We start from the raw sequence: 20,590 nt of genomic DNA on the forward strand, positions 1-20,590 counted from the left end.
CTTACCGAAAGGCGAGAGTGTAGGAGTAGTACGTGAAGCATTGGTTTAAGAAAAGTGCATGGTTACTAGCAGGAAGCTTAATCTGCACACCAGCAGCCATCGCTAATGATTTTAGTGCCAGCTTTAAAGGCACTGATATTCAAGAGTTTATTAATATTGTTGGCCGTAACCTAGAGAAAACGATCATCGTTGATCCATCGGTGCGCGGTAAGATTGATGTACGCAGTTATGACGTACTCAATGAAGAGCAGTATTACAGCTTCTTCCTCAATGTTCTGGAAGTTTACGGCTACGCCGTGGTTGAGATGGAATCGGGCGTTCTAAAGATCATCAAAGCTAAAGATTCTAAGACGTCTGCGATTCCTGTAGTTGGCGATCGTGAAAACATTCAAGGCGATAGCGTGGTCACTCGTGTTGTGACGGTTCGCAATGTTTCTGTTCGTGAGCTTTCACCACTGTTACGTCAGCTAAATGACAATGCGGGCGCGGGTAACGTAGTGCACTACGACCCAGCCAACATCATCCTAATCACTGGTCGTGCTGCGGTTGTGAACCGTCTTGCCGAGATCATCAAGCGTGTTGACCAAGCAGGTGATAAAGAGATTGAAGTAGTAGAGCTGAAAAACGCTTCTGCTGCCGAAATGGTGCGTATCGTTGATGCGCTAAACAAAACTACTGATGCGAAAAATACGCCTGCATTCCTACAGCCTAAGTTGGTAGCGGACGAGCGTACTAATGCTATCCTGATTTCCGGTGACCCTAAGGTTCGTAGTCGCTTAAGAAAGCTGATTGAACAGCTCGACGTTGAGATGGCAACCAAAGGCAACAACCAAGTTATCTACCTTAAGTATGCGAAAGCGGAAGACTTAGTTGATGTGCTTAAGGGCGTGTCAGACAACCTGCAATCAGAGAAACAGAGCTCAAGTAAGAACCGCAGCAGCAATCGTAACCAAGTAATGATTTCTGCGCACGCAGAGACCAACTCCTTGGTCATCACCGCGCAGCCAGACATCATGAATGCGTTGCAAGATGTGATTGCTCAGCTGGATATTCGTCGTGCTCAAGTTCTGATTGAAGCACTGATCGTTGAGATGGGTGAAGGTGATGGCGTTAACCTTGGCGTACAATGGGGTAACCTCGATACTGGTGCGATGATCCAATATGGCAATACTGGGGCATCTATTGGTCAGGTCATGGTTGGCTTAGAAGAAGCTAAGGACACCACGAAAACTACCGCTGTTTATGACGACCAAGGCGATTTTGTTCGAAACGAGACCACCACAGAAGAGGGTGATTACTCGACTCTAGCTTCAGCATTAGCAGGCGTTAACGGTGCTGCGGTAAGTGTTGTAATGGGCGACTGGACGGCACTAATCAGTGCGGTTGCAACCGATTCGAACTCGAACATCCTATCTTCTCCAAGCATTACCGTCATGGATAATGGCGAAGCCTCTTTCATTGTTGGTGAAGAAGTTCCGGTACTGACGGGTTCTACCGCGGGCTCAAGTAACGACAATCCATTCCAAACCGTTGATCGTAAAGAAGTTGGTATCAAGTTAAAAGTGGTTCCTCAAATCAACGAAGGCGACTCTGTTCAACTAAACATTGAGCAAGAAGTGTCTAACGTATTAGGCGCAAACGGTGCTGTTGATGTACGTTTTGCTAAACGTCAGCTGAACACTTCTGTGATTGTCCAAGACGGCCAAATGCTTGTATTGGGCGGTTTGATTGATGAGCGTGCACTAGAGAGCGAATCTAAAGTACCGCTACTGGGTGATATTCCAGTGCTTGGCCACCTATTTAAATCAACCAGCACTCAGGTTGATAAGCGTAATCTGATGGTATTCATCAAGCCGACCATTATTCGTGATGGTATGACAGCGGATGGTATTACTCAGCGTAAATACAACTTCATTCGTGCAGAACAACTGTTTAAAGCGGAACAGGGCTTGAAGCTACTGGATGACGACAATATTCCAGTACTGCCTAAGTTTGGTGAGAGCTTTAACCACCCTGCAGAAATTCAAGCGTTCATCGATCAAATGGAAGAGCAATAATGGCAGAGATGGTTGAGCCTGTTCGCAGCTTTCAGCGTTTGCCATTCAGCTTTGCAAACCGCTACAAGATGGTGCTCGAGTATCAACACCCAGAGCGCCCGCCAGTTCTTTACTATGTAGAACCTCTTAAAGCCGCGGCGATCTTAGAGGTGAGCCGCGTGATGAAAAGTGGCTTTACTCCACAAGCTATTGTCTCTGATGAGTTTGAGAAAAAGCTGACTGAAGCTTATCAACGTGACTCATCGGAAGCGCGTCAATTGATGGAAGACATCGGCGCTGATAACGACGACTTCTTCTCGCTAGCCGAAGAGCTGCCGCAAGATGAAGACTTGTTGGAATCAGAAGACGATGCGCCAATCATCAAGTTAATTAACGCGATGTTGGGTGAAGCAATCAAAGAGGGCGCCTCGGATATCCATATCGAAACCTTTGAGAAATCACTCTCTATCCGTTTCCGTATTGATGGTGTGTTGCGTGATGTATTAGCGCCGAGCCGAAAACTAGCACCTCTGCTGGTATCGCGTGTGAAGGTTATGGCTAAGCTTGATATCGCAGAAAAGCGTGTGCCACAAGATGGCCGTATTTCACTGCGTATCGGTGGCCGTGCTGTGGATGTACGTGTATCGACGATGCCATCGTCACACGGTGAGCGTGTGGTAATGCGTCTACTTGATAAGAATGCCACACGTCTTGATCTGCATAGCTTAGGCATGACAGCGCAAAACCACGAGAACTTCCGCAAACTTATTCAGCGTCCGCACGGCATTATCTTGGTAACCGGTCCGACAGGTTCTGGTAAATCGACGACCTTGTATGCGGGCTTGCAAGAGCTTAACAGCAACGAGCGTAATATCCTGACCGTAGAAGATCCGATCGAATTTGATATCGATGGTATTGGTCAAACTCAGGTAAACCCTAAGGTTGATATGACCTTTGCTCGTGGTCTGAGGGCGATTCTTCGTCAAGACCCAGACGTAGTAATGATTGGTGAGATCCGTGACTTGGAAACGGCAGAGATTGCGGTTCAAGCATCTTTGACGGGTCACTTGGTAATGTCGACCCTCCACACCAATACCGCCGTTGGTGCGATTACTCGTCTGCGTGACATGGGTATCGAACCCTTCCTTATCTCTTCCTCGTTGCTAGGCGTTTTGGCACAACGACTGGTTCGTACTCTGTGTAACGACTGTAAAGAACCATATGAAGCGGATAAAGAGACCAAAAAGCTGTTTGATTTGAAAAAGAAAGACAGCCTAACGCTTTACCATGCCAAAGGGTGTGAAGCGTGTAATCACAAAGGTTATCGCGGCCGAACAGGTATTCATGAGTTGCTAATGGTCGATGAGTCAGTGCAAGAATTGATTCACAGCGAAGCCGGAGAGCAAGCGATCGAAAAAGCGATTCGTAGTACCACGCCAAGCATTCGTGATGATGGCCTAGCCAAGGTTCGTCAGGGCATCACTTCACTAGAAGAAGTGATGCGCGTGACCAAGGAAGTCTAGTATGGCGGCATTTGAATACAAGGCACTGGATGCGAAAGGCAAAACTAAGAAAGGCTCGATAGAGGCAGACAACGCGCGTCAAGCTCGTCAGCGTCTCAAAGAGCAGGGTTTGATGCCTGTTGAAATGGCTGAAGCCAAAGCAAAAAGTAGCAAAGGAGGCAGTGCGCCTTCGAGTAGCTTTAAGCGCGGTATCAGTACGCCCGATCTTGCTTTGATTACGCGACAGATTTCGACTCTGGTTCAGTCTGGTATGCCGCTTGAAGAGTGTTTGAAAGCAGTAGCCGAGCAGTCTGAAAAGCCTCGTATTCGCACCATGCTGTTAGCCGTTCGCTCTAAAGTGACAGAAGGCTACACCTTAGCTGACAGTCTTGCTGACTATCCTCATATCTTCGATGAGCTGTTTCGTGCCATGGTGGCAGCTGGTGAAAAATCCGGTCACTTAGATGCAGTTTTAGAGCGCTTGGCTGATTATGCTGAGAATCGTCAAAAGATGCGTTCTAAGCTGATGCAAGCGATGATCTATCCGGTGGTGCTGGTGGTCTTTGCGGTGACGATTGTCTCTTTCTTGCTAGCGACCGTAGTACCTAAGATTGTTGAACCTATCATTCAGATGGGTCAAGAGCTTCCTCAATCAACACAATTTCTGTTGGCCTCGAGTGAGTTCATTCAGAACTGGGGTATTCAGCTATTTTTATTGATCATTGGCTTTGTTGTATTGGTGAAAACGGCACTCAAGAAGCCGTCGATTCGTCTGAGCTGGGATAGAAAACTTCTGAGCATCCCTCTGATTGGCAAGATTGCTAAAGGGATCAATACCTCACGCTTTGCGCGCACTCTATCTATCTGTACTTCAAGTGCGATACCTATCCTCGAAGGGATGAAGGTAGCGGTGGATGTTATGTCGAACCACCATGTAAAGCAGCAAGTCCTGCAGGCTTCAGACAATGTACGTGAAGGTGCGAGCCTTAGAAAAGCACTCGATCAAACCAAGCTGTTCCCGCCAATGATGCTGCATATGATTGCCAGTGGTGAGCAGAGTGGCCAGTTAGAGCAGATGTTGACCCGTGCGGCTGATAACCAAGATCAGAGCTTTGAGTCTACGGTCAACATTGCCCTAGGTATCTTTACTCCAGCTTTGATTGCGCTGATGGCAGGCCTGGTACTGTTTATCGTCATGGCGACTTTGATGCCAATGCTGGAAATGAATAATTTAATGAGCGGGTAACCTCGCTGGTTTAATCTATTAGTTTTAGATTCTAGTTTTAGTTTTTAGATTCGGAGAGAGGCGCATCTGCTAAACTCTCCGGCTGTCATTTGGAGAAAATAATGAAAAATAAAATCAAAAAGCAATCCGGCTTTACCCTATTAGAGGTAATGGTGGTTGTGGTTATCCTAGGTGTGTTGGCGAGCTTCGTTGTGCCAAACCTTCTAGGCAACAAAGAGAAAGCGGATCAACAGAAAGCGATCACTGATATCGTTGCTCTAGAGAATGCTCTTGATATGTACAAGCTAGACAACAGCGTGTACCCAACAACCGATCAAGGCCTAGACGCACTGGTTTCAAAACCAAGCAGCCCAGAGCCGCGTAACTACCGTGATGGCGGCTACATCAAGCGTCTACCAAAAGACCCATGGGGTAATGCATACCAATACGTAAGCCCTGGTGATAACGGTACGATTGATATCTTCACGCTAGGTGCTGACGGCCAAGAAGGCGGTGAAGGTGCAGCGGCAGATATCGGCAACTGGAACATGCAAGACTTCCAATAAGCACTCGCTTATTGTGAACGCATGTCGTGATGGTAATACGAAACGTGAGAAACTCTGTTCAATCCCGCAACATAACGCGTTTGCGCGGGTTTACTCTAATAGAAATTCTGCTGGTTCTCGTATTACTGTCACTGACCGCAGTGGCGGTGATCGCTACTATTCCTACCAATGCCAAAGATGTCGCCAAGCAATACGCACACAGCTTTTATCAGCGTGTCCAGCTACTTAATGAAGAAGCAATTCTCAGCGGCTTAGATTTTGGCATTCGTGTCGATGAGCAAAAATCCACTTATGTCCTGATGAGCTTGAACTCTGAAGGTTGGCAAGAAGTTGAGTTTGAAAAGATTCCTTCGACGACTGAGCTCCCTGAAGAGTTGTCTCTTTCATTGAAACTCGGTGGTGGTGCATGGCAAGACGATGATCGTCTCTTTAATCCGGGCAGTCTGTTTGATGAAGACATGTTTGCAGACCTCGAAGAAAAGAAGAAACCTAAACCACCTCAAATCTATATCTTGTCGAGTGCCGAGTTAACGCCTTTTACCCTCTCATTCTATCCAAATACGGGTGATTCGCTGCAAGATGGTTGGCGTATCCGAGTGCAAGACAATGGGGTTATTCGTCTGCTCCAGCCGGGAGAAGAAGATGAAGAGGAGTAATCTTAGCTCAAAGTCTCAGCGTGGCATGACACTGCTTGAGGTGCTGGTGGCATTGGCTATTTTTGCAACTGCAGCGATCAGTGTTATTCGCGCGGTAACTCAGCATATTAATACGCTGAGTTACTTGGAAGAGAAAACCTTCGCAGCGATGGTGGTAGATAACCAGATGGCGATGGTAATGCTGCACCCTGAGAAACTGAAAAAGACACAGGGAACCCAAAAGCTCGCAGAGCGTGATTGGTTCTGGACCATAACACCTGTGCCAACCAGTGATAATCTTTTGAAGGCCTTTGATGTCAGTGTGGCAACCAGCAAGAACGCATCACCTGTAGTGACGGTACGTAGTTATGTCTCAAAGTAAACGCGCCTGTGCTACTCGTAGTAAAACAAAAGGCTTCACGCTAATTGAGGTGCTGGTCTCGATTGCGATATTCGCTACTTTGAGTGTGGCGGCGTATCAGGTGGTGAACCAGATCCAACGCAGTAATGACGTCTCTATAGAACGTAGTGCTCGATTGAATGCACTGCAGCGTAGCTTGGTCATTTTAGATAATGATTTTCGCCAAATGGCGCAACGTCAGTTTCGCACTAACGGTGAAGAAGCATCATCTAAGCTGATCTTAATGCAGGAGTACCTGCTCGATTCAGATACTGTCGGTGTGATGTTTACCCGCTTAGGGTGGCACAACCCACAACAACAATTCCCGCGAGGGGAAGTGACCAAGGTGGGTTACCGAATTAAAGAAGAGACACTTGAGCGTGTATGGTGGCGCTACCCTGATACCCCAACCGGGCAAGAAGGCGTGGTAACTCCGTTACTCGACGGTATTGAAGCCTTTAGCTTAGAGTTCTACAACGGAAGTTCATGGCTAAAGGAGTGGCAGACCGATCGCGCGCTGCCAAAAGCAGTAAGGCTTAAATTGACCCTTAAAGATTACGGTGAGCTTGAGCGTGTCTACTTAACACCAAATGGCAGCATTAATACTAGCGACAGCAGTGATAGTTCCTCATCGAGTGGGGGCAACAATGGTTAAGCGATACCAAATTAGGAAGCCCAGCAAGCAACGCGGTGTTGCTTTGATCGTGATACTGATGCTGCTCGCGATCATGGCGACGATTGCAGGTAGCATGTCTGAGAGGCTGTTTACGCAGTTTAAACGTGTGGGCAACCAGCTCAATTATCAGCAAGCTTATTGGTATAGCATTGGTATTGAAGCTTTGGCTAAGGTAGGTATTGAGCAGAGCTATAAAGACAGCGATACCATCAACTTAAGTCAGCCATGGGCACTCGAAGAACAGGTTTATCCGCTCGACTATGGTCAAGTGGTGGGTCACATTCGAGATGGTCAGGCGTGTCTAAATTTGAATGCGTTGAAGTCAGTTGCCAGCACCACAGATAACACATCACCTTACCTAGTATCTGTGTGGCAAACCCTGTTAGAGAATCTGGAAGTGGACTCTTACCAAGCAGAGGTGATCGCCAACTCGACATGGGAGTTTGTCGATGAGGATACGCGCAGTGTTTCTTCTGTAGGTGTGGAAGACAGTACCTATGAAGCGATGAAGCCCTCTTATCTGGCAGCCAATGGCTTGATTGCAGATGAATCTGAATTGCGTGCCGTGTATCAAGTAAGCGGTGAGGTGATGGATAAGGTACGCCCTTACGTGTGTGCTCTGCCGAGTGATGACTGGCGTTTGAACGTAAACACACTCAAGGTCAAACAAGCTCCGCTTCTAGAGGCGATGTTTGCCCCTAACTTGAGTGAATCTGACGCCAAAGCGTTAATTGAAAACCGCCCCTTTGATGGCTGGGATAGCATTGATGACTTCTTAGCTGAGTCGAACTTATCGAGCGTCAGTGCCGATGTGACCAAGAAAGCCAAAGGGTATTTAGCGGTAGATAGTAGCTACTTCGAGCTGGATGCCGAAGTATTAGTGGAGAAGTCGCGAGTTCGAATTCGCACTCTCTTTTATAGTAGTAATCGAGAAACAGTGACGGTAGTGCGCCGTCGCTTTGGAGGAATCAGTGAGCGAGTTTCTGACCGTTCGACTGAGTAGCGAACCACAAAGCCCTGTGCAGTGGTTAGTTTGGTCGACAAGCCAGCAAGAAGTGATCGCAAGTGGCGAGCTTGCGAGCTGGCAACAGCTTGATGAGCTGACACCCTATGCTGAGAAACGGACCTGTATTGCGTTGCTCTCGGGCAATGACTGCCTATTGAAGCGTGTTGACATCCCAAAAGGGGCAGCACGTCAGTTTGAGTCGATGCTGCCATTTTTATTAGAAGATGAAGTTGCTCAAGACATTGAAGATCTGCACTTTACCATTCTAGATAAAGGCGCTGAGTCGGCCGTCGTTTGTGGCGTTGAACAACAATGGCTCACTCAGGTGATGAGCGCATTCTCAGAGGTTGGCATTACCATTCGCAAAGTACTGCCTGATACGCTTGCTCTCCCTGTTGATGCTGAAGGCGTGACTGCATTGAAGATTGATGACCAATGGTTATTACGCCAAAGCACCTTTCAAGCGGTCTCTATTCGCCAAGCATGGCTGCCGATGTTTTTGAACAGCGATTGGCTTGTTACTGAAGACGATGTTAAGCCTACGATCTTTAGTTATACCGCACTGCCAGGTGAAGAAGCTCAGCAACAGAGTGGGGTTGAGTGGCAAGCAAAACCAGCGGAATTGGTGATGTCGGTACTCAGCCAACAGGCGATTAACAGCGGAGTTAACCTGCTGACGGGTCGCTTTAAAACTAAATCTTCATTCACTAAATACTGGAAGATTTGGCAAAAGGTGGCAATTGCAGCGTGTTTGTTGATAGCAGTTATTGCAACCCAGCAGACACTCAAAGTACAGCGCTATGAAGCGGAAGCTCAGGCTTATCGTGCTGAGAGTGAACGTATTTTCCGTCAGGTGCTACCGGGTAAACGCAAGATTCCAAGTGTCAGTTATCTGAAGCGCACAATGAACGAAGAAGCGAGCAGATATGGCGGCTCCAGTGATGGTGCGACTCTGCTTGGTTGGCTGACTCAGCTACCAAGTACGCTAGGGCAGGTGACGTCTATTGAAGTGGAAAGTATCCGCTATGATGGCAACCGCTCTGAAGTTCGTCTGCAAGCGAAAAGCTCGGACTTCCAACACTTTGAGACAGCCCGCACTAAGCTTGCCGAGAAGTTTTCTGTTGAGCAAGGACCGCTGAACCGAAATGGTGATGCTGTGTACGGCAGCTTTACACTTAAACCATTACAGTAACTCACGTTAGGAGATCAATGATGAGAAATATGATTGAGCCACTCCAAGCGTGGTGGACATCAATTAGTCAACGCGAACAGAGGCTTGTGATTGGGTGCTCTATTTTGCTAATCGTCGGTGCAGTGTATTGGGGTGTGCTTCAACCGCTCAATGCTCGTGCAGAGCTAGCGCAAAGCCGTATTCAGAGTGAAAAGCAGTTGCTGGCTTGGGTTAGCAACAAGGCTGATGAAATCGTCGAACTGCGTGGCAGTGGCGGTGCCAAAAGCTCTGAGCCTTTGAACCGTTCTGTACCAGCTTCAATGCGCCGTTTTAAGATTGAATTGATTCGAGTACAACCTCGTGGCGAAATGCTGCAAGTGTGGGTTAAGCCGGTACCATTCAATCAATTTGTCGATTGGCTGACGTACCTGAAAGAGCAACAAGGCGTTGAAGTAGAATTCATGGATATTGACCGCAGTGACACGCAGGGCGTGATTGAAGTCAAGCGATTACAGTTCAAGCGAGGTTAGTGTGAAGCGAGGCTCTTCTCTAAAATATGGCTTACTTTTCAGTGCCATTTTTATCGTGTTCTTTTCAGTCAGTCTGCTTTTGCACCTACCTGCCACGTTTGCTCTCAAGCATGCGCCTAAGGTGAGAGGGCTGCAAATTGATGGTGTGCAAGGCTCTATTTGGCAAGGCAGTGCCAGCAATATCGCTTGGCAGCGTGTTAATTATGGCTCAGTACAGTGGGACTTTCAGTTCAGCCAGCTTTTCCAAGGCAAGGCAGAGCTTGCTGTTCGATTCGGTCGTGATAGTGACATGAACCTACGTGGTAAGGGTTATGTCGGCTACGGCATGAACGGTGCCTACGCGCAGAATTTGGTAGCATCATTGCCAGCTGAAGACGTAATGAAGTATGTACCGAATATTCCAGTGCCGATCACCGCTGTCGGTCAGGTGGAATTGACGATTAAACACCTTCAACAAGGCCAACCTTGGTGTCAAACCGGTGAAGGTACCCTAGCTTGGTCAGGCGCTGGCGCAGATACTCCGCTGGGTTCTTTGGACTTTGGCCCTGTGATCGCCGATGTAACCTGCCAAGATAATACGATTGCTGCAAAAGGCACTCAGAAAACCGCGCAAGTTGAGAGTGAGTTTGAGGCAAGCTTAACGCCGAACCGCCGCTACGCAACCAGCGCATGGTTCAAACCGGGCGCCGAGTTCCCACAAACGATGCAGAGTCAATTACGTTGGCTAGGCAAGCCAGACAATCAAGGTAAGTACCAATTTACTTATCAAGGGCGTTTGTAGCGCTTCATTCAATATGAATGCAAAAAAGGGCGATAGAATTAAATTCTATCGCCCTTTTGTTTATGGATTGGTTGCTACTTTGAGTCGTCTACATATTGATAAGCAACGATAATTTCAGATCCTTGCGCTGGAATAGCGGTGCCCGTAAATACGATGGATTCAGATAGTGGGTAATATTGCCAACCATTTGAAGAGTTACGATCCACTCTTGTGCCATCAACAGTTACTAGGATAGACGATGAAAGAACATGTTGAGCTTCAGCTTTAGAAAGTTTGTAACCCGCACTTGAGGCACCCGCATTTTTCGCCATTACCTCAACAAATGCTTTATATTCAGAAGTAACATTGATGTTTAGAGTTTTACCTAGAGTTGCTGTTGCGAGGTCATCATACTGACTCTTATCAGCATGTGATGGGTCGACGATAGAGTACACTCGATAGCCATTATCAAGGAATAAGTTGTTGTTAGGATCAAACTCTGGAGTGTTGTATCTCTCGTACTGGCTTGGCTCATCACTCATGATAACGACTGACAATGAAGCACCAACTCTTGGGTACCCTGCAAGTTCAACCGTTCCCCCTTTTTGGAGTGCAAGTTCTGAGTAATAGATCCCGCGTTCCGTAGTGCTGCCGCCGATGCCTGGTTTAAAATCTTTGGCAATTTGAATTAAATCACTAGTAAAGCCATTTCCGCGAAGGTTGTCTGAATCTGTGGTAATGGTACCAACCATGAAGTCCACACCCGCATTTTGAATTGTTTCTGTAAAGGCTACAGTTAAATCACTGATCGCTTGCTGCTCGCCCCCCATACTACCTGAGTTGTCGATAACAAATAGGAAGTCAGCTTTAGAAGTCGTTTGGTCAAGCGCAGAAAATTTATCATTTTGCAGTTGCAGTGTTGCATCTTTAGATGCTTGGATACTTTCTGAAGTCGTTGAAACAATCAGATCCGAATACTTTACAACTTTATCATTTTGCACCAGTGTGCTGGTAATCACGGCACTGTCTGCAACCTTGTTGTAGCTAGTTGTTATATCAAGTTGGTACTCAGTTTGTATTACTTCAGAAGCAGCAGGAACCAGGGCACTTGCTGTCCCCCCAACCTTATTTACGGCTACTTGATTGATAAGGGTATTGAGAATATCAGTAAGCCTTAATCCTGTTCTCAATGTGATTTTGTAGGTTGCATTAACATCACCATTTTCCAAAGTGGTTAGAGATGTTTGCACTACTTTTGCACCGTATAGCTCTGACGCAAAAGCACCAACGCCAGCCACAAGGATCTCTTGAGCTGTTGTTTGGCCTGTTAATGCCCCTCTCTCTGCAACAAAACCTGCAAGTTCAGTGTTATCTGGTGTTGGGAGTGAGCTTCTCGTCGAAGCAGCCGCTGCGGTAGCCACAGGCTCAGCATAGATAATGGTACCTGTTACATCACCAGTAAGAGCACTGGTTGTATAACCTTCTGGTAAGAACACTTGTTGGCTGTCGAGAACGACAGACTGTGTTGGTGCTGGCGCTTCAGCAACGGTGATGATGATCTCTTTGGTTTGCAGTACGGTTTGACCTTGATCGTTGGTCGTTTCAATACTGAGTTGATACTTCTCTTGGCCAACAGCAGCACCTGCCAGAACAGTAACTTGGAGTGGGTTGGATGTGGTTAATTCATCCCCATTTGCGTTGTACCAAGTGACTTTGTCGCTCGCCTGAAGGTTACTGATGGTTGCAGTTAGCGTTGTTTGTGCGCCTGCAGCAACGATTGCCGGATTAGCTGTGATTGAGTTGATGACGGCACTTGGCGCGAAATCAGCCCCAATACTACACAATACTTCTGATGACTGAACTTCACTGTTGTCGAGAATACTATTGTTGTTGGTATCTACCCCGAGAGTAACAAGTTGTCCACCAGCATCACATCTACTGTCCGTTTTCGCTATTAAAGCAACTGACACCAGAGCTTGATTGAAGATATCGCTACCTTCTTGTTGGGTATTATTGGTGCCATCGTGACAAATCGTTTTGTTAGAGACATGTTCACTATCTTCAAGTGTGCCATTTTCATTGTCATCGTAGCCAGCGATAACTTTGAGGCCACCATTAGCACACTCGGCGTCACCGGCAGGTAGAGTTAATGTTGAAATTAAAGCGTCTTTTTGAACCGTGCCACCGTTTGAGGAACTATCGGAAGAGCTACTATCGCTTCCACAGCCAGAGAGTAAAATTGATGCAATAGACGTTGCAATGAGTGTTTTTTTAGAAAGCCTAGCATTGACGTTCATTATCATATCCTTGTGATATATGAATTAATATAGATATATAAGAAGGACGTTTTTATAGGACAGATCTAGCTTTGTAAATGAAACAAGTATGATATTGCCAATAACTTTGAGCTACTTAACCTTATGAATGACAATGATAATTTCATCAATTTCAATTTATAAAATTGGCATGTTGATTCAGAAAGTAGAAAAGAAAAGCGCCGCTAAGGAACGGCGCTTAAAGAGGGTTTAATCTTTACCTTGCAATATTTCTTCCCAAGGTAGGTCGGCGTCACCGAGTACGATGAAGTTTGGATTCTCTAGGGTTTCGCGTTCGTTGTATGACAGTGGCTCTAGGTGAGTGCTGAGAATGCGTCCACCTGCTTCTTCAACGATGCATTGGGTTGCGGCTGTATCCCATTCACCAGTTGGACCTAATCGTAGGTAGCAATCTACTGCCCCCTCTGCAACTAGGCAGGCTTTAAGGGCTGCTGAACCAAGCGGTACTAGGTCGTAGTTCCATTTCGGGCTCATGCGGCTGGTGATACGGTTGATGTCTTGGCGGCGGCTGATCGCCATCGCTATTGGTTGATTCGGTAGCTCATGGCGATGAGTCTTGATCTTCACACTGTCGTTCAAATCTGGAATCTTCCATGCGCCTTTGCCGTCGTAAGCATAGTAAGTCACGCCTGACACAGGGCCGTAGACCACCCCCATCACGGGTTTGTTATGCTCAATCAGTGCGATGATGGTGGCAAAGTCTCCGCTGCGTGCGATGAACTCTTGGGTGCCATCAAGTGGGTCTACCAACCAATAGCGATCCCATTGCGAACGCTTTTCTAGGCTAATGTCTGCCGCTTCTTCCGATAACACTGGGATGTCAGGGGTAAGTTCACTCAACCTTTGTGAGATTAATTTGTGCGCTGCAAGGTCGGCGCTAGTGACGGGGGTATCGTCACTCTTGGTGTACTCTTCGTAATCTTTCTTCTCGTAGATCTCTAAGATCAGTTGTCCTGCTGAGCGAGCAACTTCAATCACGGAAGGCAGTAAGTGGGATAAATCTTTTGTCATTGGCATAAAAAGTCTCTTACTCTTCGTCAGATTGTTGTTTTAGTAGTCGAAGAGCCAGTAATAAAGCAGTGATGGAGCGAGCTTCACAGAAGTCGAGATGTGTAAGTAACTCTTCTCCTTGAGCCAGCGGCCAGCGCACAACATCCAGTGGTTCTGGTTCGTCACCTTCTAGCTGTTCCGGGTAGAGATCTTCGGCAATGAACAGGGTCATTTTGCTCGAAAAGTAAGAAGGGGCGAGAATCACTTCCTTGAGTGGCGTCAGTTTGCGAGCGCCAAAACCAATCTCTTCTTTTAACTCTCTTACCGCCGCTTCGTTGGGCGTTTCATCTTGGTCGATGAGACCCTTAGGGAAGCCGAGCTCATAGCGCTCTGTACCTGCAGCGTATTCACGTACCAATAGGATGTCGCCTTGCTCAGTAATCGGGACCATCATTACTGCGTTGCGACCGCTTGGTTTCATGCGTTCGTAGGTACGAAGCTCACCGTTAGAAAACTTGAGGTCGAGAGATTCAATAGAAAACAGTTTTGATTGAGCGACAGTTTGCTTAGCCAAAATTTCTGGCTTGGTCCTTTTTGTCATGCGCTCGCTCCTTAGCTTTTTGGGAAGTCTTTCTAATATAGGGGAAATGGCGATGACTTCCTAGAGGTGAGTTTTTATATCATGGAATTATTGAATGGGAAGCGATTGCAATGGCAGTTATATAGTTTAGAACGCCATTCTATTGATTTTGTTAGTGAAGTTGATTGTGAACCTGATGCGGTGAGATAGGCTTATCAATTATCTGGCGACTAGAAAACAAAAAGGCCGATGTTTTCACATCAGCCTTGGTCTCTAATCTTAGGTGTGATTAGTAGTAAGAGTGCTCACCACGATCGTGCTCAGTTGCATCACGAACGGCTGTTAGTTCACCCTCGAACTGTTGTAGAAGTTCTTTCTCGATACCTTCTTTTAGAGTCACATCAACCATAGAACAACCGTTACAACCACCACCAAACGCGACGATAGCAACGCCTTCATCAGTGATTTCAACTAGGCTTACATGACCGCCGTGGCCTGCTAGTTGTGGGTTTACTTGAGTCTGGATTGCGTATTCAACGCGCTCTAGAAGAGGTGCGTCATCCGCCACTTTACGCATTTTTGCGTTCGGTGCTTTTAAAGTTAGCTGAGAACCCATTTTGTCTGTAACGAAGTCGATTTCAGCTTCGTCTAGGAATGGTAGGCTTAGTTCATCTACGTAAGCAGAGAAGCCTTCAAATGCTAGTTCAGTATCAGATGCTTCTACTGCATCTGTAGGGCAGTAAGAAACACCACACTCTGCATTTTGCGTACCTGGGTTTACCACGAATACGCGGATGTTGGTCCCTTCTGGCTGCTGTGAAAGCAGATTAGCAAAATGAGTTTGAGCTGTTTCTGTAATAGTAATATTTGACACGACGAATACCTGAGTAAATTTGTAGGCTATTCTGCCATTCTACTCCTGTCGGGGCGGTAATTCAGCCCTTTTTTGCTGAATTGATAGACAAGTTTCGTGGGAAATTGACTAAGACGCGGGTTCAGGAGTGCGGCAGATGCAGTAAATATCAATCCTTTTAACGCCCACTTCAAGTAGCAATTGACATAATTGATACACAGTACTGCCTGTGGTGACAACATCATCCATTATTGCAACATGGGCGTCGCCTTTTGCTATCACTTTCATCACATCCCTGTTTCTAAAAGAAAAAACATTACGCAGGTTGTTCTGGCGTTGTGTCTTGCTTAGCCCCTGCTGAGTCGGGGTGGCACGTTGACGACGAAACAGCGCTAGGCTTTGGCTGTTAAGCTCGTGCGCAAGAGCATCGGCTAGCAATGCGCTTTGATTAAATCCGCGATGTAGGTAGCGCCGCCAATGCAGCGGCACACTAGTGATAATAGGGGCGGGCTGCTCAATATGGTTCGCCAGCAGTTTGACTAAGTCTCGACTTAACCAAAATTGACCACTGTATTTCATCTGGTGGACGTAATGGCTGAGTGGAAAATCGTAATCTCCAACACAATAGAGCCGATGCCATGGTGGTGGTTTTTTTAAACACGCCCCACATATGGTGGCATCGATATCAAGCTTGATACCGCAACGTTGGCAGCGATGTTGTGGTGAGAAATGAGAGAGACAGCTATCGCACCATTTGGGGTGAGTATCTAACGGTAACTTTGGCAGTTTGCAGAGGTGGCATTGTGGTGTGACCAAGCGTGGTGTGTGTTTTTGGAGCCAATCAGATAACATAGCGAGCACAAGTGCATTGATGATGTAGGTTTGGATAGCCTAGCCAGCAAGGTCATCATTGTTGGATGAGAATAGTAGGGAAAATCACGAGATGAGCGACAAACTGTATTGGCATGTGTCTGGACAAGGGCCAGATTTGGTTTTGGTCCATGGATGGGGAATGAACGGTGCGGTGTGGCAGCAAACCGTAACGGCGCTTGAGACCGATTTCCGTGTCCATGTAGTTGACCTGCCAGGTTATGGTCACAGCAGTCACTGCCATGCTGATACGCTCGAAGGTATTGCCGAGCAGTTGATGGAAGAGGCGCCAAAGCAGGCGATCTGGGTCGGTTGGTCTTTGGGTGGCTTGGTCGCGACTCACATGGCGCTGCATCATACAGATTATGTTTCTAAACTTGTCACGGTTGCGAGTTCTCCGAAATTCGCCGCAGCCAAAGAGCCGGTGCTATGGCGCGGTATTCAACCTAACGTTCTGAGCAACTTTACCGAGCAGCTGGTGGAAGACTTTCAAACCACCATCGAGCGCTTCATGGCGCTGCAAGCGATGGGCAGTCCGTCGGCAAGACAAGATGTAAAACAGCTAAAACAGGCGGTATTGTCGCGTCCGATGCCTAACCCAGACTCGCTGCTTGCCGGATTAAAAATGCTTTCAGATGTCGATCTGCGTGAGCGTTTACCTGAGCTAACAGTACCTATGCTGCGCTTGTATGGTCGATTAGATGGTTTAGTGCCGATTAAGGTGGCGAAAGATCTAGAAAAAGCGCTACCAAACACTGAGCAATACATCTTTACCCAGTCTTCGCATGCGCCGTTCATGACAGAAGCGGACGCTTTTTGCTGTGAGCTGATCAGCTTCGCCGAGAAATAATTGCTAAAATTATAGACAACGTGGTCGATATATAATCTAACCAAGGCACTGAACGATGCTCAGCCCTCTCTCTCACCTGAGCAGAACACAGTAGTTTGGGCTATGCCTGTTGTTCTTACTGGATTCAACGGTGCCATGGCAATAGCGATGGGCGATTCTTGAGGAGAGTTCGCAATGATTGTGTCACCTGCAACGGCAGTAAGTGTGCCACTGATCGCCCCATCCGTTAATGTGCAAACTGAGCAAGTTGCGCGTGAAAATAGAGTTCGAGAGCCTGTTGCTCCAGCCGTCGCATTGGCCAAAACCAATGCAGAGCGCAAGGTAAAATCGGACGATAAACGAAGGCAGCAATCAGCTTGGGATCCCTCTGACCATCCCGGTTATGAGATGGATAACGAGCAGGAAATAAATGCGGTAAACCAAGAAGAGCCTAAAGATCCATTTGATAGGTTGTTCAGCTTATTGGCACTGAGTAGTTATAGTGCTGATCAAGGAAAGGGTTACACCATGCGTTTTCGATTGCCCAAGCACATTCTTGATGCGGCGATTCGAGAAGGGCAGATGGAACAACGACGTAAGGTCATTAAATATCACTATGGCCATGCTGTTGCGCCTCATAAGCCATCTGAGGTATTGGTTGTGCTCTAGCGCTGTCAATATCGCCAAACCTTTTTGAACCTAATAAAAAACCTGCATGCCAATGGCGATGCAGGTTTTCTGTTTTTAGGAGCAAGCTTGTATATCTAGAAGGGCGTTCCCATGTCTAGGAATAAGCTCTTACAGCTTTAGGTCTACTATGATCTAAACGCTTTTCTAGTTGCTCACTCCCTTATCGTGAAGCGTTATTTCTTCGCTTTTGCAAAGGCAGCAGCAAACGCGCCACCCATAGCGCCGTTTTGTTGTGGCTCTTCGCGACGACGCTGACCGCCTTGCGATTGACGACCTTGAGAGCGAGGTGCAGATGAATGTTGAGCACGGTTATCTTGTCCCGGCTCGTCTTTCATGCGCATGCTTAACGCAATACGCTTACGCTGTACGTCGACTTCCATCACTTTCACTTTGACGATATCGCCCGCTTTCACCACTTCACGTGGATCAGAAACGAATCGGTCAGTCAGTGCTGAAATATGTACCAGGCCGTCTTGGTGAACACCGATATCAACGAAAGCACCAAAGTTGGCTACGTTAGAGACCACGCCCTCTAGAATCATGCCCGGCTCTAAATCAGACACAGAGTTAACGCCTTCCGCAAAGGTCGCCGTTTTGAACTCAGGGCGCGGGTCACGACCCGGTTTGTCTAGTTCTTTAATGATATCTGTGACGGTTGGAACACCAAAGCTATCGTCGGTGTAATCGACCGCGTGCAGGCCTTTTAAGAAGCCAGAGTCGCCGATCAGTGTCTTAATGTCTTTGTTGTTCTTCTCAGAGATCGCTTTTACCACAGGGTAAGCTTCAGGGTGAACCGCAGACGCATCAAGTGGGTTCTTGCCACCCATGATACGCAGGAAGCCAGCACACTGCTCAAAGGCTTTTGGCCCAAGACGTGCGACTTTCTTCAGTGTGGTGCGTGCTTCAAAGCGGCCGTTCTCATCGCGGTAATCAACAATGTTCTGCGCGATGGTGCTAGAGAGACCAGCTACGCGGGTTAGAAGTGCGGCAGAGGCAGTGTTTACGTCAACACCGACGGCGTTCACACAGTCTTCGACGATCGCGTCTAGACGTTTCGCAAGCATGGTTTGGCTTACATCATGTTGGTATTGGCCAACACCGATCGATTTCGGGTCAATCTTCACTAGCTCTGCCAATGGGTCTTGTAGACGACGAGCAATCGACACGGCCCCACGCAACGACACATCCATATTCGGGAACTCTTTCGCTGCAAGTTCAGATGCTGAGTAAACCGATGCGCCAGCTTCGCTCACAATGATTTTCTGTACTTTTAGGTTGTTGCGCTTAATCACGTCAGCCACAAAGCTGTCGGTTTCGCGTGAAGCTGTACCGTTACCAATCGCAATCAGGTCAACATTGAACTGACGTACCATCTGCTCAACAATGTGTGCAGATTTGTCGTACTGCTTTTGTGGTGGGTGAGGGTAGATGGTTTCGGTTGCGAGCACTTTACCCGTTGCATCAACTACAGCGATTTTTGAACCTGTACGTAGACCCGGATCGAGACCTAGCGTTGCACGAGGACCAGCCGGAGCGGCCATTAATAGATCTTTCAGGTTAGTCGCGAATACTTCAATCGCTTCGACTTCTGCGCGCTCTTTCATTGCGCCCATCAACTCGGTTTCCATGTGCATCGATACTTTAATGCGCCATGCCCAGCTGATCACCTGTTTACGCCATGCATCGGCAGGGGCGCTGCTAAGAGTAATACCATAGTGATCAGAGATGATGTTTTCACAGTAAGAACCACGCACACCCTCTTCTTGCTCTGGGTCAGCGTTCATAGTCAGGGTTAGGAAGCCCTCATTACGACCACGCAGCATGGCTAGTGCACGGTGTGAAGGCACTTTGCTTAGCGTCTCGTCGTGTTCGAAGTAATCTTTGAACTTCTCGCCTTCTTGCTCTTTACCTGCAACAACGCGCGCGCCCAGTGCTGCGTTACGTGTTAGGTGCTGACGGATTTTCTCAAGCAGGTTTGCATCTTCTGCGATGCGTTCCATGATAATTGCGCGAGCGCCATCCAGTGCGGCCTTAGTATCTTCAATGCCTTTTTCACTATTCAGGTACTGAGAGGCTTCACTTTCTGGATCGTGTTGCGGCTCGTTCCACAGCGTCTCTGCTAGCGGTTCTAGGCCTGCTTCAATCGCAATTTGACCTTTGGTGCGACGCTTAGGTTTGTAAGGCAGGTATAAATCTTCTAGGCGGGTTTTGCTGTCGGCTTGAGTGATCTCTTTTTCAAGCTCAGCGGTCAGCTTGCCTTGGTCTTGAATTGATTTGAGGATCGTTTGGCGGCGATCGTCGAGTTCACGCAGATAAGAAAGTCGGCTGTCTAGATTACGTAATTGGGTGTCATCAAGGCCGCCCGTTACCTCTTTACGGTAACGTGCAATAAAGGGAACCGTGTTACCGTCATCGATTAGGGTAACTGCTGCGGTCACTTGATCGGGGCGAACGCTCAGCTCTTGAGCGATCTGTCTACAGATAGCTTGGCTCATCCGTTGAATCTCTTTTTGATTATCGTGCCCACATATATGGGGGTGAACCTTAGCTTTTTCTAGCTTTACTAAGTCAATTTCCTGTTTGTTCGGTGATTTCCCGATCTGATATACCCTTTGTGCGAGATCTCTTACAAGTGATGTGCGACTAAATCACTTTGTGCATGCTGTTTTTACTGTGCATGACTGTAACTAGTTGATATTTAAAGATTGTAATTGCGATGTGATCGATGTCATATCATTTTTTTGTTGGCAGATATCTGGGATGCCATCGGATTTCGCGTAATATTTAACTTGTCGACAGGGAGTTGGCAGGAACAGGAAAAAGCCTAACGGATTAGGTATCTTCAGGATGAAGATTTGATTGCTTAGGATGAGTGGTCAGCAAGGATGTAAAACACTGATTGAGTTTGATGTGGCTAGGATGGTTACTGATGCTG

19 protein-coding genes are annotated in these 20,590 nt (G+C 47.3%); 13 read left to right on the forward strand and 6 right to left on the reverse strand.

Annotated features, from left to right (window positions below; genetic code table 11):
- Positions 1–32 precede the first annotated feature (32 nt).
- The 11 genes from gspD (at position 33) to AC6R05_RS17305 (ending at position 10,528) form a co-directional block, all read left to right on the forward strand.
- Positions 33–2,057, forward strand: coding sequence for a type II secretion system secretin GspD (gspD, locus tag AC6R05_RS17255; RefSeq protein ID WP_150870507.1), 2,025 nt, complete (start codon positions 33–35; stop codon positions 2,055–2,057).
- Entirely contained in the window at positions 2,057–3,559 is a 1,503-nt protein-coding gene (gene gspE, locus AC6R05_RS17260; protein ID WP_032551107.1) for a type II secretion system ATPase GspE, read from the forward strand. The genes gspD and gspE overlap by 1 nt, the downstream gene beginning before the upstream one ends.
- A 1-nt stretch (position 3,560) precedes the next feature.
- Positions 3,561–4,784, forward strand: a complete 1,224-nt coding sequence (gspF, locus tag AC6R05_RS17265; RefSeq protein ID WP_500648120.1) for a type II secretion system inner membrane protein GspF — start codon at positions 3,561–3,563, stop codon at positions 4,782–4,784.
- A gap of 101 nt (positions 4,785–4,885) precedes the next feature.
- Positions 4,886–5,329: a type II secretion system major pseudopilin GspG gene (gene gspG, locus AC6R05_RS17270; protein ID WP_500648121.1), complete on the forward strand. Its 444-nt coding sequence runs from the start codon at positions 4,886–4,888 to the stop codon at positions 5,327–5,329.
- Between the two features lie 71 nt (positions 5,330–5,400).
- On the forward strand, positions 5,401–5,985 hold the full coding sequence (gene gspH, locus AC6R05_RS17275) for a type II secretion system minor pseudopilin GspH (RefSeq protein WP_408692530.1): 585 nt from the start codon (positions 5,401–5,403) through the stop codon (positions 5,983–5,985).
- Positions 5,972–6,346, forward strand: a complete 375-nt coding sequence (gspI, locus tag AC6R05_RS17280) for a type II secretion system minor pseudopilin GspI (protein ID WP_032551110.1) — start codon at positions 5,972–5,974, stop codon at positions 6,344–6,346. The genes gspH and gspI overlap by 14 nt, the downstream gene beginning before the upstream one ends.
- The gene (gene gspJ / locus AC6R05_RS17285; protein ID WP_500648122.1) at positions 6,333–7,019 is read left to right on the forward strand and encodes a type II secretion system minor pseudopilin GspJ; all 687 of its coding nucleotides are present in this window, start codon (positions 6,333–6,335) and stop codon (positions 7,017–7,019) included. The genes gspI and gspJ overlap by 14 nt, the downstream gene beginning before the upstream one ends.
- Positions 7,012–8,043 carry a type II secretion system minor pseudopilin GspK gene (gene gspK / locus AC6R05_RS17290; RefSeq protein WP_150870501.1) on the forward strand — a complete coding sequence of 344 codons (1,032 nt, stop codon included), beginning with the start codon at positions 7,012–7,014 and terminating at the stop codon, positions 8,041–8,043. Before gspJ ends, gspK begins: the two co-directional genes overlap by 8 nt.
- Entirely contained in the window at positions 8,012–9,238 is a 1,227-nt protein-coding gene (gspL, locus tag AC6R05_RS17295; RefSeq protein WP_500648123.1) for a type II secretion system protein GspL, read from the forward strand. Before gspK ends, gspL begins: the two co-directional genes overlap by 32 nt.
- A 20-nt stretch (positions 9,239–9,258) precedes the next feature.
- Complete coding sequence (locus AC6R05_RS17300; RefSeq protein WP_150870497.1) at positions 9,259–9,747, forward strand: type II secretion system protein M; 489 nt, start codon at positions 9,259–9,261, stop codon at positions 9,745–9,747.
- Between the two features lies 1 nt (position 9,748).
- Positions 9,749–10,528 carry a type II secretion system protein N gene (locus tag AC6R05_RS17305; protein ID WP_500648124.1) on the forward strand — a complete coding sequence of 260 codons (780 nt, stop codon included), beginning with the start codon at positions 9,749–9,751 and terminating at the stop codon, positions 10,526–10,528.
- 74 nt (positions 10,529–10,602) lie between these two features.
- On the opposite strand, the gene AC6R05_RS17310 is transcribed toward AC6R05_RS17305, so the two are convergent.
- The 5 genes from AC6R05_RS17310 to AC6R05_RS17330 form a co-directional block, all read right to left on the reverse strand.
- Positions 10,603–12,804, reverse strand: a complete 2,202-nt coding sequence (locus AC6R05_RS17310) for a DUF7151 family protein (protein ID WP_500648125.1) — start codon at positions 12,802–12,804, stop codon at positions 10,603–10,605.
- A 228-nt stretch (positions 12,805–13,032) separates the two neighbouring features.
- Positions 13,033–13,860 (reverse strand): 3'(2'),5'-bisphosphate nucleotidase CysQ, encoded by an 828-nt coding sequence (gene cysQ / locus AC6R05_RS17315; RefSeq protein ID WP_032551115.1) that lies wholly within the window; start codon positions 13,858–13,860, stop codon positions 13,033–13,035.
- Between the two features lie 10 nt (positions 13,861–13,870).
- Positions 13,871–14,434 carry an ADP compounds hydrolase NudE gene (gene nudE, locus AC6R05_RS17320; RefSeq protein ID WP_500648126.1) on the reverse strand — a complete coding sequence of 188 codons (564 nt, stop codon included), beginning with the start codon at positions 14,432–14,434 and terminating at the stop codon, positions 13,871–13,873.
- Between the two features lie 268 nt (positions 14,435–14,702).
- Entirely contained in the window at positions 14,703–15,287 is a 585-nt protein-coding gene (nfuA, locus tag AC6R05_RS17325; RefSeq protein ID WP_032551117.1) for a Fe-S biogenesis protein NfuA, read from the reverse strand.
- A 108-nt stretch (positions 15,288–15,395) separates the two neighbouring features.
- Positions 15,396–16,118 carry a ComF family protein gene (locus tag AC6R05_RS17330; RefSeq protein WP_500648127.1) on the reverse strand — a complete coding sequence of 241 codons (723 nt, stop codon included), beginning with the start codon at positions 16,116–16,118 and terminating at the stop codon, positions 15,396–15,398.
- A gap of 91 nt (positions 16,119–16,209) precedes the next feature.
- Here AC6R05_RS17330 and bioH point away from each other — a divergent pair, with 91 nt between their 5' ends.
- Together bioH and AC6R05_RS17340 are read left to right on the forward strand one after the other, a co-directional pair.
- Positions 16,210–16,986, forward strand: coding sequence for a pimeloyl-ACP methyl ester esterase BioH (gene bioH / locus AC6R05_RS17335; RefSeq protein WP_500648128.1), 777 nt, complete (start codon positions 16,210–16,212; stop codon positions 16,984–16,986).
- 174 nt (positions 16,987–17,160) lie between these two features.
- Complete coding sequence (locus AC6R05_RS17340) at positions 17,161–17,634, forward strand: hypothetical protein (protein ID WP_032551121.1); 474 nt, start codon at positions 17,161–17,163, stop codon at positions 17,632–17,634.
- Between the two features lie 194 nt (positions 17,635–17,828).
- On the opposite strand, the gene AC6R05_RS17345 is transcribed toward AC6R05_RS17340, so the two are convergent.
- A complete protein-coding gene (locus AC6R05_RS17345; RefSeq protein WP_500648129.1) occupies positions 17,829–20,150 on the reverse strand; it encodes a Tex family protein in 2,322 nt (773 codons plus the stop codon).
- Positions 20,151–20,590: the final 440 nt, after the last annotated feature.

It is taken from the genome of Vibrio sp. R11-SG3-ISO9 (assembly GCF_059834255.1).

Excerpts from the sequence above, each read along its gene's own strand:
- gspE (WP_032551107.1), top strand. The coding sequence starts at position 2,057 with ATGGCAGAGATGGTTGAGCCTGTTCGCAGCTTTCAGCGTTTGCCATTC.
- gspF (WP_500648120.1), top strand. The coding sequence starts at position 3,561 with ATGGCGGCATTTGAATACAAGGCACTGGATGCGAAAGGCAAAACTAAG.
- gspG (WP_500648121.1), top strand. The coding sequence starts at position 4,886 with ATGAAAAATAAAATCAAAAAGCAATCCGGCTTTACCCTATTAGAGGTA.
- gspI (WP_032551110.1), top strand. The coding sequence starts at position 5,972 with ATGAAGAGGAGTAATCTTAGCTCAAAGTCTCAGCGTGGCATGACACTG.
- gspJ (WP_500648122.1), top strand. The coding sequence starts at position 6,333 with ATGTCTCAAAGTAAACGCGCCTGTGCTACTCGTAGTAAAACAAAAGGC.
- gspK (WP_150870501.1), top strand. The coding sequence starts at position 7,012 with ATGGTTAAGCGATACCAAATTAGGAAGCCCAGCAAGCAACGCGGTGTT.
- AC6R05_RS17300 (WP_150870497.1), top strand. The coding sequence starts at position 9,259 with ATGAGAAATATGATTGAGCCACTCCAAGCGTGGTGGACATCAATTAGT.
- AC6R05_RS17310 (WP_500648125.1), bottom strand. The coding sequence starts at position 12,804 with ATGAACGTCAATGCTAGGCTTTCTAAAAAAACACTCATTGCAACGTCT.
- cysQ (WP_032551115.1), bottom strand. The coding sequence starts at position 13,860 with ATGCCAATGACAAAAGATTTATCCCACTTACTGCCTTCCGTGATTGAA.
- nudE (WP_500648126.1), bottom strand. The coding sequence starts at position 14,434 with ATGACAAAAAGGACCAAGCCAGAAATTTTGGCTAAGCAAACTGTCGCT.
- AC6R05_RS17330 (WP_500648127.1), bottom strand. The coding sequence starts at position 16,118 with ATGTTATCTGATTGGCTCCAAAAACACACACCACGCTTGGTCACACCA.
- bioH (WP_500648128.1), top strand. The coding sequence starts at position 16,210 with ATGAGCGACAAACTGTATTGGCATGTGTCTGGACAAGGGCCAGATTTG.
- AC6R05_RS17340 (WP_032551121.1), top strand. The coding sequence starts at position 17,161 with ATGATTGTGTCACCTGCAACGGCAGTAAGTGTGCCACTGATCGCCCCA.
- AC6R05_RS17345 (WP_500648129.1), bottom strand. The coding sequence starts at position 20,150 with ATGAGCCAAGCTATCTGTAGACAGATCGCTCAAGAGCTGAGCGTTCGC.